Annotated in this window: 10 protein-coding genes; 5 read left to right on the forward strand and 5 right to left on the reverse strand. The window is 58.4% G+C overall.

Features of this window, described 5'->3' with window-relative positions:
- Positions 1-134: 134 nt before the first annotated feature.
- Positions 135-1,445 (reverse strand): extracellular solute-binding protein, encoded by a 1,311-nt coding sequence (locus J7447_RS05975; RefSeq protein ID WP_023014488.1) that lies wholly within the window; start codon positions 1,443-1,445, stop codon positions 135-137.
- Between the two features lie 65 nt (positions 1,446-1,510).
- Positions 1,511-2,503: an ABC transporter ATP-binding protein gene (locus tag J7447_RS05980; RefSeq protein ID WP_023004009.1), complete on the reverse strand. Its 993-nt coding sequence runs from the start codon at positions 2,501-2,503 to the stop codon at positions 1,511-1,513.
- A gap of 259 nt (positions 2,504-2,762) precedes the next feature.
- Here J7447_RS05980 and J7447_RS05985 point away from each other — a divergent pair, with 259 nt between their 5' ends.
- Positions 2,763-3,500, forward strand: coding sequence for a GntR family transcriptional regulator (locus J7447_RS05985; protein ID WP_152506918.1), 738 nt, complete (start codon positions 2,763-2,765; stop codon positions 3,498-3,500).
- Positions 3,501-3,530: 30 nt separating this feature from the next.
- On the opposite strand, the gene J7447_RS05990 is transcribed toward J7447_RS05985, so the two are convergent.
- Both J7447_RS05990 and J7447_RS05995 read right to left on the reverse strand, forming a co-directional pair.
- Positions 3,531-4,586, reverse strand: coding sequence for a FecR family protein (locus J7447_RS05990; protein WP_209169066.1), 1,056 nt, complete (start codon positions 4,584-4,586; stop codon positions 3,531-3,533).
- Between the two features lie 224 nt (positions 4,587-4,810).
- A complete protein-coding gene (locus J7447_RS05995) occupies positions 4,811-5,608 on the reverse strand; it encodes a class I SAM-dependent methyltransferase (protein WP_209169067.1) in 798 nt (265 codons plus the stop codon).
- 187 nt (positions 5,609-5,795) lie between these two features.
- On the opposite strand from J7447_RS05995, the gene J7447_RS06000 reads away from it, so the two are divergent.
- The 3 genes from J7447_RS06000 to J7447_RS06010 are packed head-to-tail and all read left to right on the forward strand — an operon-like array spanning position 5,796 to position 8,693.
- Complete coding sequence (locus J7447_RS06000; RefSeq protein ID WP_209169383.1) at positions 5,796-6,875, forward strand: ABC transporter substrate-binding protein; 1,080 nt, start codon at positions 5,796-5,798, stop codon at positions 6,873-6,875.
- A gap of 1 nt (position 6,876) precedes the next feature.
- Complete coding sequence (locus J7447_RS06005; protein WP_075281580.1) at positions 6,877-7,941, forward strand: iron ABC transporter permease; 1,065 nt, start codon at positions 6,877-6,879, stop codon at positions 7,939-7,941.
- The gene (locus tag J7447_RS06010) at positions 7,935-8,693 is read left to right on the forward strand and encodes an ABC transporter ATP-binding protein (RefSeq protein WP_055653694.1); all 759 of its coding nucleotides are present in this window, start codon (positions 7,935-7,937) and stop codon (positions 8,691-8,693) included. The genes J7447_RS06005 and J7447_RS06010 overlap by 7 nt, the downstream gene beginning before the upstream one ends.
- Before the next feature lie 31 nt (positions 8,694-8,724).
- On the opposite strand, the gene J7447_RS06015 is transcribed toward J7447_RS06010, so the two are convergent.
- Complete coding sequence (locus tag J7447_RS06015; RefSeq protein ID WP_209169068.1) at positions 8,725-10,341, reverse strand: Na/Pi symporter; 1,617 nt, start codon at positions 10,339-10,341, stop codon at positions 8,725-8,727.
- Positions 10,342-10,560: 219 nt separating this feature from the next.
- Between J7447_RS06015 and J7447_RS06020 the strand changes: the two genes are divergently transcribed.
- A complete protein-coding gene (locus tag J7447_RS06020) occupies positions 10,561-12,057 on the forward strand; it encodes a phage tail sheath C-terminal domain-containing protein (protein ID WP_209169069.1) in 1,497 nt (498 codons plus the stop codon).
- The last annotated feature ends 21 nt before the right edge of the window (positions 12,058-12,078 follow it).

Genomic DNA, 12,078 nt, shown 5'->3' on the forward strand with positions numbered 1-12,078 from the left:
CGCTGGAAATGGACTGTGTCTGATCCGTCATGAAGGTCGGGCCCGGTAAGTAGAGAAGGCGGGTGTCATGCTCGCCCCGGGTGTCTTGAAGTGCCCGGGAAAAGTTTCCCGGGCACCAGTGTGTCGGCTCAGCCTCAGGCGGCGATGAACTCGTTCCACTTGCGAACCATGTACTGGTTCTCGTCCATGACAGCGTTCCAGCAGGCAACGGCACCCATGCGCTCGTAGAACGAGCCGCCGTCGCGGGTTTCGCCGGCTTTCGCCAGAACGTCACCGAACGGGTTGGTGATGTCGCCGGTGGCTTCCTTGCCTTCGAACCAGTAACCCCACTCGTTCTCGTCCATGTGGTTCTTGGAGGTTTCCGGCACGGCCGAGTAATAGCCCTGGCGCATCAGGAAGCCGCCGACCCAGCCGTCGAGATACCAGTTGATGTATTCGTAGGCTGCTTCCAGTTCGAGGCCGGTCAGGCTCTTGGAAAGACCGATGCCACCACCCCACGACCGGTAACCTTCCTTGAGCGGCTGATAGACGCAATCGATGCCGCGGGACTTCACGGCGGTGATTGCCGGAGACCACATGGACTGGATCACGACTTCGCCGGACGCCATCAGGTTGACGCTTTCGTCGAAGGTCTTCCAGAAGGCGCGGAACTGGCCGTTTTTCTTGGCTTCGGTGAAGATCGCCATGGTCTTGTCGATCTCTTCGCGGGTCATGTTGCCCTTGTCGCCATACTGGATTTCGCCCATGGCTTCGCAAACCATGGCCGCATCCATGATGCCGATGGAAGAGATGTCGAGGATCGATGCCTTGCCCTTGAATTCCGGGTTCAGCAGTTCGGTCCAGCTTTCGATCGGGCGGCCGATCAGGTCCGGACGGATGCCGAGTGTGTCGGCGTTGTAGATGGTCGGGATGAGTGTCATCCAGCCAGTTTCTTCGGTGGCGAACGCCTTGCCGTCCGGACCGTCGACAAAGCCGACCGTATGCGGCGCGGTGCCCTGTGCGATCACGGATTCCGGCGTCAGCTTGCCGCTTTTGAAGATGCCGACGATCTTGTCGTAGTTCTTGATCTTGGAGGTGTCCATTGCCTGCAGGTTGCCGGTCGGCCAGACCTTCTTGCAGATCCAGTATTCGATGTCCGCAATGTCGAAGCTGTCCGGCTGGGTCGCCGCACGCTGGGTGACGGCGTCACTGTCCAGAGCGGTCATTTCCAGGGTGAAGCCGAGATCTTCTTTCACCTTCTGCGCTACTTCGTTGAGGTTGGACACGCCGGTGCCGAACTGGCGCAGGGTCACGTCCTTGATGTTCTGTGCCCAGATGGTCGGGAAGCCGGTGATGGCTCCCGAACCCAGGGCCGCACCGGCAGCAGCAGCGCCGCCTTTCAGGATGCTGCGGCGGCTGACGCCTTTCTTGGTCATCTGTTCAGTTTTTCCCACTGTATCTGTCATGTTCTTACTCCTGTTCCCCTCTGGAGTTTGTTCGGCCTCGGGAGAAGGCCTTCGATCGGCAGCCTTCAGGCGGCCAGTTGGTGTGCGTCTTCCGGCTTCCATGTCAGGAAGACGGTTGCGCCGATTTCGATCGGGTCCTGGAAAAAGGCTTCGTCGGTGAGTGCGGCCGTCAGATCGCCGGCGCCCCCCGCATCAAGCGCGAGATTGACGGTGGAGCCGAGGTATTCGACGTCCTTGACGAAGGCCGTCAGAACGGCGCCGTCCTCTCCGGCCGCCTTTTTCACCCTCAACCTGTCTGCCCGCAGCGCGACCGAAGCGCCTTTCTGCTGCAGCACGTTGTGGCCGCCGATGAAGCGGGCGACGAACTCGGTTGTTGGCGTGTTGAACACATCGCGCGGGCTGCCTGCCTGCTCGATCTTGCCGCCGTTCATGACGATGATGTCGTCCGCCAGCGCGAGGGCTTCGTCCTGGCTGTGCGTGACGTGGATGAAGGAAATGCCGAGCTCGCGCTGCAGCTTCTTCAACTCGAGCCGCATCTTGATACGCAGGAACGGATCGAGTGCCGACAGCGGTTCGTCAAGCAGAAGCACGGAAGGTTCGGTGATCAGGGCACGGGCCAGGGCAACACGTTGCTGCTGACCGCCGGAGAGCTGCGAAGGCAGCCGTTCCGCATACGCTGCCATATCCACCAGTTCCAGCAACTGACGGGCCTTCTTGAGCCGGACCGGTTTTTCGACACCCTTCATCTTCTGGGAAAAGGCGACGTTATCGACCACGGACAGATGCGGAAACAGCGCATAGTTCTGGAACATCATCGCCGTGCCGCGCCGGGCAGGTGGAAGATCGGTGATGTTGGTGCCACCCAGAACGATGTCGCCGGTGGAGACGCTCTCATGGCCGGCGATCATTCGCAGGGTTGAAGACTTGCCGCATCCCGATGGCCCCAGCAGGCAAGAATAGGTGCCGGCGGCGAATTTGTGATTGATCGCGTCGACCGCAATGGTCTCGCCATAGATCTTGGTGGTGGCTGCCAGTTCAAGGTCCAGGGACTTCGCCATGGCCGGACGTCTCCTTCAGAAAACCGTTTTCGGCTCCTGAGACAGCAAGTGCCGTGCCAACGCGAAAAACTGGCGGAATTCCGGAGATCCTGATGAGAAGTCGGAGCAATGAGCAAATTCTCACCGGTAAAAGTGCACAATATTTTGGCAAATTAAATACGATATGAACAAAAATTGTATACGATCCTAGATTGCCGCTTCGGATGGCGGGGAGTAGGATCAAGGCACCGCTCAACCCCCATTGGGCACTTCAAGAAAAATGACCAAACCTGTGACCACAGCCGATCTTGATCAACGCAGCAAGCTGCATGAAGTCTTCGCCCTACCTCAGGGCCGGGCCCTTGAAATCTGCCTGAAGCTTCAGACTGCCATTCTGGAACACAAACTGACACCGGGGCTGAAACTGTCTGAGGATGAGGTGGGCGAAATTTATGGCGTCAGCCGTACCGTCGTGCGCGCTGCGTTGCAGGCACTCGCCCATTCCGGGCTGGTCGCCATGGAAAAGAACCGTGGTGCCTTCGTCGCAAAGCCATCGATCCGCGAGGCTCACGAGGTGTTTCAGGCCCGTGCCTTGATCGAGCCTGCCGTGGCCAGGCTGGCAGCCGATGTCATCACCGACAGGCAGCTCGCGCAGTTGCACGCACATCTGGATGCGGAACATGCAGCTCTTCATGCCGGTGACATGGGCAAGGCGCTGTTCCTGTCCGGAAGCTTTCATACGGAGATTGCGGATATCGCCGACCATCGGGTGTTCGCCGGCATGATCCGATCACTGATCTCGCGCTCTTCGCTGATCATCGCTCTTTACTGGAAGCGCTCAGACACTGCCTGTGAAAGCCACTCTCATCATGCCCTGATGAATGCCTTTGAAAAACGCGACGGTGCTGCAGCCGAGAAGATCCAGAAGAGCCACATCGTCGATCTGCATTCCGGTCTGGATTTGCGAGAGAAGTCAGCTCTCGGCCGCTCTCTTGGGGAAGCGCTCGGCAACGGCTGAAGAGCGGAACCCGGAAGAAGCGAGAGAAGGTTAGCGTCCGGCAGAAGCTCCGGCGCCACCGGCATTTGCGTTTGCGCCACCGCTTCCGGCGGATGCGCCTGCGCTGGCCCCGCCGGCTGACGCGCCGGCGCTTGCCCCGCCGCTGTTTGAGGCGCCTGCGGAACCGGCGTTACCAGAACCGGAACCGGCGTTACCACCAGAGCTTCCGCTGGAATTTGCACCAGAGTTTCCGCCAGAATTTGCGCCTGAGTTTCCGCTTGAGTTCCCATTGGCGTTACCACTCGGCCCGCGATCACCCGAGTTGCCGGAGGAGGCATTTGCGTTGCCGTTACCGCTAGCGGCATTGTCACGCCCGCCGGTGGCGGTGTTCTGAGCTTTTGAGCCCGCAGGTGAGAGGCTTGCCGGGGTGTCGCCGAAGCTCGGCTTGCCAGGTGTACCATGCTGGATGGCGGCGCGGCTCTTGCCTACAGATTTGAGACCGTTGAACTTCCCCGGTGCGCTTTGGACGCTTTGGCCTGCACGCAGGTCGCTTTGCTGCCCGGATGCGAGATCCTGAACACCAACGACGCCGCGCTGAACCGAAACCTGACTTTCGTTGCCGGTTACGGTTACCGAAAAGCGGGTTCCCTTGACGACCGCTGCAAGATAAGGCGTTTCAACCCTGAAAAACGGTCTGCCGCGGGTCTCGACATCGACATCAATCGTTCCCTTGCGTTGAAGCAGCGTGGTCTGGCTGTCGTTGCTGCGATATTGCGACAGCGCAAATTCCGTATTCGGGCCGACCGTGATGCTGTCGTTGCCTCGCTGAAGCACGGCGCGTGCGCCTTTTCGCGTCGCAATGGTATGGCCCTTGTGAAGTGCCATCCCCTTGCGGGCCCGGTGCGCCTGAATGCCTGGTGCAACGAGATAAACCGTTCCGGAAATCCGTGTGATCACCCATTCGGCTGCATAAGCTTTTGTCAGTCCTGCAGACAGGGGAATAAGCAGCAGAGCCAGCAGAACAGCTGCGGCACGAGTTTTCAGCGTCCTGCGCAAAGCCGGAAGGCTGTTAAAAGGAAGGCAGTAAACAGCGTGGCCGGCGTGCATCGGCAATACTCGATAGTTGTGTTGTCATGCACTCTTATCGATACCGGCTTAACGTAGGGTGAAGAATAAAGGTTCAATTTATTCTTGCAATTGTAAGTTTAAATATTTTGACCTAGGTGTTTTGAGTTGACTATATTTATTCTGCTGTACTGAAGGTAATAATTCTTTCACCATGTCAAGAATAGTTGGTTTGGTATTCAAATAGGCAACCCAGGTCGAGTGGTTCATTTCCTGGCACAGATTGCGTAGCGGTGCTGCGTTGCCCTTTCCAGACCCTTGAAGAAAGGCAGGTGACGCCGTTGTGCCCGGTGAACGGCTTTCAGGTCCGTATCGACAACGATTTGAGTGAAGCCGGCCTGTCGCAATAGTTCCACGACTGCTTCTGCCCTTGCTCCCCTCGAGAAATGAACGCGGGACAGGATACTGCGATGTGTTTCCATCATGTCTGCCGGTTTTGCGTCCGGTTGCGCGAGCAATCCAAAGCGAGCACGAGTTTTTGAAAACGTTGCGAGCAACTTTGCGAACCAGCCAGGATTGACAAAGTCTCCGTCGACGACGAGCAGCTGTCCTCCCGGTTTCAGCACCCGGTGCCATTCCGCAAAGGCGGCCGCTGGGTCGACCAGCGTCCAGACAAGGTGCCGGCAGGTTATGGCATCGTAGCTTTCGCACGCTTCCATCGTGCGTTCGGCATCGCCAAGCAGAAAGCGGATCGTGCGCCCGCGTTTCCTCGCCTTTTCTCGGGCCTTGGCAAGCATGGGTTCCGCCCAGTCCATCCCGGTCACCTCAAAGCCTAGGTCGTCGAGCAGGTGCGAGATAACGCCGGTTCCGGAAGCAAGGTCAAGAACGCGCCTGGAGCCGCCCGGGCCCAGATGCTTTTCGAACAGCCTTATCCAGGCGGTGTGCTCTTCGTCGGAAAAAATCTCGTGGCCCGGCTGGGTGTCGAAGGTCTCGGCCCGCTTGCCCCAGTATTCCTTGATTTCTTCACGCAGATCGAAATTCGAGAGTGTGTCTGCGTCGCTCATCAGGCGTATTGCTCCGGTTGCTTGGAACCATTCCAAAAGATAATTCTTGACTCATATACTCAGGAAAAATACGAAAAACAAGAATTTAAAACTCAACTTATAACCTCAATAAAAAATCGAGGCGGATGTGAGCAAAATCAAAAGCTTGGCAGCATCTTTGCTGGTAACGGCTACTTTTCTTCCGGCAATGGCACTTGCCGGCGACGTGGTAACGGTCACGGATATTACCGGCCGTGAGGTCGAGGTCGAAGTGCCGGTGGAAAAGGTCATCCTGGGCGAGGGGCGCCAGATCTATTTCACCGCCGCGCTGGATGGTGAAGACCCCTTCAAACGTGTCGTCGGCTGGCGAGACGATTTCGAGAAGGCGGACAACGACGGGTACCATCAGTATCTCGAGAAGTACCCGGAAATGGCCGATCTTCCGACTTTCGGCGGCATGAAGAACGGCACTTTCGATGTCGAGCAGGCCGTTGCTCTCCAGCCGGACGTGATCATCCTGAATCTCGACGCCAAGGTTGCCACCGAAGAAGGCGGCTACATCGAGAAACTCGGCAAGGTCGGCATCCCGGTTGTCTATGTCGACTTCCGCGAAAAGCCGATGGAAAACACCGAGCCGTCCATGCGCCTGATCGGCAAGCTCTACGGCAAGGAAGACAAGGCCGAGGAATTCATCGAATTCCGGGCAGCCGAGATCGCCAAGGTGACAGACAAGCTGGCGGCACCGTCAGATCTCGCGAAACCCGTTGTGTTCGTGGAGCGTGCAGGCGGCTATTCCGATGATTGCTGCATGTCGTTCGGCAACGAGAATTTTGGCAAGATGGTTGAAATGGCCGGTGGCATCAACATGGCTGCCGAGATCATTCCCGGCACCTTCGGCACCGTCAACCCGGAGCAGATCATCGCGTCCGATCCGGACCAGATCATTGTGACCGGTGCAAACTGGGAGCTGTATGTTCCCGGCGGGAATTGGGTTGGTGTCGGCGCCGGCGCGGATCCGGAAGTATCGGCAGACAAGCTGGCGGGCCTGATGGAACGTCCGGGCTTTACTGGCGTAAAGGCTGTCCGGGACAACAATGTCCATGCCATCTGGCACCAGTTCTACAACAGCCCTTACCAGTTCGTCGCTGTTCAGCAGATCGCCAAATGGCTGCATCCGGAGCTCTTTGCTGACCTTGACGCGGAAGCGACTTTCCAGGAATTGCACGACCGCTTCCTGCCGATCGACTACCGGCCAGGCTACTTCGTTTCGCTGAACTCGAGTAAATAAGATGGCGGTTTCGGAAATCGTTCCGACTGAGGAGGGGCGCGGTCTTTACCGCGCCCTTGCGTTCAGGCGCATTCTGGTTATTTGCGGGCTGATCGTCGCTCTGGCGTTCAGCTTTTCTTTGGATCTGGCCCTCGGACCGGCCCGCTATCCGCTGTCGGAGGTGCTTTCCGCCCTGGTTAATCCGTCCGGCGCCGATCTGCAGACACGCGTCGTCCTATGGGACATTCGCATGCCGATCGCGCTGATGGCGATCACCGTTGGGGCCTGCCTGTCCCTTGCGGGTGCGCAGATGCAGACGATCCTTGCCAATCCGCTGGCCAGCCCCTTCACGCTAGGCATCTCCGCTGCTGCCAGCTTTGGCGCGGCCCTGGGGCTTGTCGCCGGCGTCGCGATCTTTCCGGCCGCAGTGCAATACATGGTCCCGATCAATGCTTTCCTGATGGCCATGGCGGCTTCGCTGTTCATCTATCTGCTGTCCACGGTACGGGGCGTGACTGTTCAGACCATCGTTCTTCTGGGGATCGCGTTGGTGTTCACGTTCAACGCTCTGTTGTCGCTGCTGGAATATCTTGCTTCCGAACAGGCGCTGGCTGCGGTCGTCTTCTGGACCATGGGATCGCTGACCAAGGCGACATGGGGCAAGGTTCTGGCGACCTTCATCATTCTTGTTGTCTGCGTGCCGTTCTTCGCGCGGCATTCCTGGGCTCTGACAGCCCTTCGGCTCGGCGACGTCAAGGCGGCGAGTTTCGGCGTCAACATCAGGTCGCTTCGGCTGAAAACGCTGCTCGGCGTCAGCCTGCTGGCGGCGATCCCCGTGTCCTTTGTCGGGACGATCGGGTTCGTCGGGCTTGTCGGACCGCACATTGCCCGGATGCTGGTCGGAGAAGACCAGCGTTTCTTCCTGCCTGCGGCCATCTTGTGCGGTTCCTTGATGCTGTCGGCAACATCGGTCGTTTCCAAGATCATTCTTCCGGGGGCGATCCTGCCCATCGGCGTCATCACCGCGCTTGTCGGGGTTCCGTTCTTCTTCGCGCTCATTTTTGCCGACCGGAGGCAGTCATGGTAACGTTGCAGCTGAAAGGGGTTGGCGCACGCTATGGCTCCACTCTTGCGGTCGAAGGGGTCACGACGCCGGTCTTCTCCGGCGGTGAACTGACGGCGGTGATCGGTCCCAACGCGGCTGGCAAATCGACCTTGTTCAAGCGCATCTCCGGTCTATTGAAAGGCCCTGGCGATGTCGTGCTGGCCGGCAACCGGGCAGCACCCCGGGATGCCATCCGCTATATGCCCCAGGATACCCACGCCAATGCCGTCCTGACGGTTTATGAATCCGTTCTGCTGGCTGCCAAACAGGGTGAGGGCTGGCGTGTAAAGGACTCTGAACTCGTCGAAATCGACCAGATCCTGAAGGCGCTTCAGATTGATAGCCTGGCGTTCCGGAACCTTGGCGAACTCTCCGGCGGTCAGCGTCAGCTGGTTTCGATTGCGCAGGCACTGGTACGCCGTCCGGAAGTTTTGATGATGGACGAACCGACCTCCGCGCTGGATCTCTACCGGCAGGTCGAGGTTCTGAACTTCATGCGCGACCTGGCACGCCGCCAGGGCACCCTGGTTCTGATTGCCTTGCACGATCTCAATCATGCCCTGCGGTTCTGTCGGAACACCATGGTGATTGCCGAAGGGCGTCTCGTTGCTGCCGGCCCGTCCGAAGATGTCATCACCTCAGCGATGCTGCGTGACATCTACCGTGTGGAGGCGCGCGTGGAGGCCTGTTCGCGCGGCGAAAATCACGTCATCATCGACCGGTCCGCTGCCTGACGGTGTGTGGATCGGCCGATGGCAACGCCGATTAATCCTGGTCGACGTCTATGCGGGCTTCTTCGACGGTCGAGGCCAGATCCCGGTTCGCATCCAGAAGCACATTCTGGTGCAACCGGATCCGCCACAGGTGATAGGAAACCCTGTGCAGCCAGCGCAAGGCATCCAGTTTCAGCCAGACTGTTTCCGCCGGGACTGCATCGGCAGCGGCCATTGCAATCAGCCGGTCACGATTGAGGCGGCGTTGTCGGCGCATCAGCAGCCGCAACCGGTCCAGCGTCTTCTCCTGTGTCTTGGCGTCCTTCTGTCTGGTGGAAATGTCCGTGACGCCGAGAAGCAGGCCCGCCAGGCGCTTGAGCCGGTGATCCAAGGACAGCTCGTCGATCCTCTGCCGCTGGTCGCAGCGGTAGAGAAGGCGGCTCAAATGGTCGAGAATGTGAAACAGGCCTTTCAGTTCCTCCTGAAAGGCCATGTCGTTCGGCGGAACGATGATCTTGTCCAGATATGTCCGTGTTTCTGCGATGGCCTTGGCCAGGTCCTCCCGATCCAGTTCTTCATAAGCAGATGACTTTGCGCCCAACCGATTGCGCAGGCGTTCGATGATCAAGGTTTCCAGATGTGCGACGGTCTGCCCTGCCAGGGACGCGGCTGCGTGCGGGTCCCGCAACACGAGCGGATCCAGACGGCTGGTCAGATCGGAGCCTTTTTCGGGAACGAGATGTTCGATCAGCCGGGCGAATGGCCGCGCAAGTGGAAGCACCAAGACGACGCCGAGCGCATTGAAGAAACTGTGAAATGCGACAAGCGCAATCTGGCTGTCGCCGTTTCCGGTCAACACCCCGGCCACAAGCTGAAACGGCCCTAGAAGGAAAAACGCCATGACACCGGTCATGACGTTGTAGATCACATGCGCATAGCCCGTACGTCGGGCCATGGTGCCACCGCCGATGGTCGCCAAAGCTGCCGTAAATGTGGTTCCGACGTCCATGCCGATTACCAGCGCCGCTGCTTGCGGAAAGTTGATCGCACCGGCGCCAAGCGCAGCCAGCGCCGTTGCAACGCCTGCGCTGGAGGACTGTGTCACGACGGTGATCAGCATGCCGATCAGCACCAGCTGCAGCCGGCCGAAGAGTGTGTCCGGCGGAAAGTCGGTCGGGTTTACCACGCCGCTGAAGGCGCCCAGACCGTCTTTCATGTGTTCGATGCCGATAAAGATCAGGCAAAAGCCCGCGAGCGCCTGGCCTGCGAGTGCGATCCGGCCACGGAATGCCAGCCTCGCAATCGCGCCAAAAAACACGAAGGGCAGGGCGATCTGGCCAAGATCCAGCTTGAAGCCGAGAACCGCAACCAGCCACCCTGTCAGGGTCGTGCCGACGTTGGCACCGAAGATGACGCCGAGCGCCTGGGGAAAGGTGAGGAGGCCGGAAGCGACAAAGCCGACAGCGGCAACTGTGGTTGCACTGGATGACTGGATGACTGCGGTGGTGAGAGCACCCGTCACGGCGCCCGACAAGGGCGTTGAGGTAAACCTGGACAACACGTCGCGCATGCGCTGTGCCGCCAGGGCTTTCAGCCCGTCGGTCAGTAGCAGCATACCGATCAGAAACAACCCGACGCCACCAAGCGCGGACATGAAACTCAAAAACATGCAGGCACGTTATCCGACAGGTTAAGCGCCCACAATCAGTCAAGATACTATCGGCTTCGCATTTGCGATCCTTGAGCTTTAGATTGAGGCGAAGGGTGCTTCATGGAGCATCTGCAACTTGAGGCAGAAAGTCCTTTGCTCGCCGGCACGACTGTGGGAGCTTGAACCTGTCAGGCTTATCAAGCTTCTGCCGGATGACGCGCTACGAGGAAGAGAGCAATGAAGAAGTATGAGGCCCCGGGTGTTTATGTCACCGAGCTGAACTCCTTCCCAAACACCGTCGTGCAGGTCCCGACGAGCGTTGCGGTCTTTGTCGGTTACACGGAAACAGCAATTGTGGATGGCAAGGATGTGACCGGCATTCCGGTGCGGATTTCCTCGATGTCGGAATTCGAGGCCCGTTTCGGCGTGGGGCCCATGTTTCGTTTCGACTTCAGCCTGCAGGATGGCAAGCCGGCTCTGGACCTGGAGGAAGCAAGCCGCTTCAATTTGCATGCGGCCATGGGGCTTTTCTTCGAAAATGGAGGACATGGTTGCTGGATCCTGTCGGTTGGATGTTACGGCGCGGGAGAGCCCGTTCTCGTCAAGTCCGTGGAGGATTTCGGTGAACCTGTCTGGCGAGAGCTCGCCAAGCTGCAGGAGCCGTCGGTCATCGTGATACCCGACGCGGTGTTGTTGTCGTCAGAAGATTACAAGACCGTCAGCAATAGATGCCTTGCCCATTGTACAGACTTGCAAAACCGTTTCGCCATTGTCGACGTGTTCGATGGGAACAGGGCGCGAACTTTGGACGAGAACGACGTGATCTCGGGAAAAAGCGGCCTGCGAACCTTGCTCGTAGCGGAAGATATGAGCTTTGCTGCTGCCTATTATCCCTGGTTGAATACGTCTCACTTTGGTGCGGGGTCGATAACCTTTGAAAATGTTTCGGCTGGTACGTGCAAAGCCTTCTTCGAACATGTTGGCCAGGAGACTGCCATTCAGGCCAATGAGGCCCGGAAAGCCGTTTTCGATAAGGCGGTGAAATCACTTGAGGGCGACGACATCTCCGAAGAGGGGAAATGCAGTACTCACAAGATCTTGCAGGGTCTTTCAAAGCGCTACAACGAGCTTCTCTCGCAAGCTGTAAAAGCAGTAAGTGTCATGCCTCCGTCAGGCGCGTTGGCAGGTGCATTTGCAGCGACAGACGCCCAGGATGGTGTCTGGAAAGCGCCGGCAAATCTCAGCCTCAATTCAGTCGTGTCGCCTTGCGTATCCATTTCCGATGCTGAGCAGGAAGACCTGAACACTCCGTTGGACGGAAAAGCCGTGAACGCGATCCGGTCGTTTCCCGAGCGAGGTAATTTGGTTTGGGGAGCACGCACGCTGGACGGTAACAGCTCGGAATGGCGCTATGTGAATATCCGCCGAACCGCGATCATGCTGGAACAATCGATCAAAGCAGCGCTGGATCCTTTTGTCTTTGCGCCAAACACCGCTCCGACCTGGCTTATGGTGAAATCGGTGATCGAAAATTTCCTGAACGGGCTATGGAAACAAGGGGCTCTCGCGGGCGCTTCGTCAGAAGATGCCTACGGTGTCGAAGTCGGCCTTGGGACGACGATGACGGGCGCCGATGTTCAGGCCGGTTGCATGAACGTCGTGGTGAAGGTTTCGCTCTTGCGGCCGGCGGAATTCATTGTTCTGTCGTTCCAGCAGAAGGTGCGGAAAGGCTAGCCAGAGGAAACCTATCCGTCA

It is taken from the genome of Labrenzia sp. R5_0, from assembly GCF_017743835.1.
GTDB classification, from domain to species: domain Bacteria; phylum Pseudomonadota; class Alphaproteobacteria; order Rhizobiales; family Stappiaceae; genus Roseibium; species Roseibium algicola.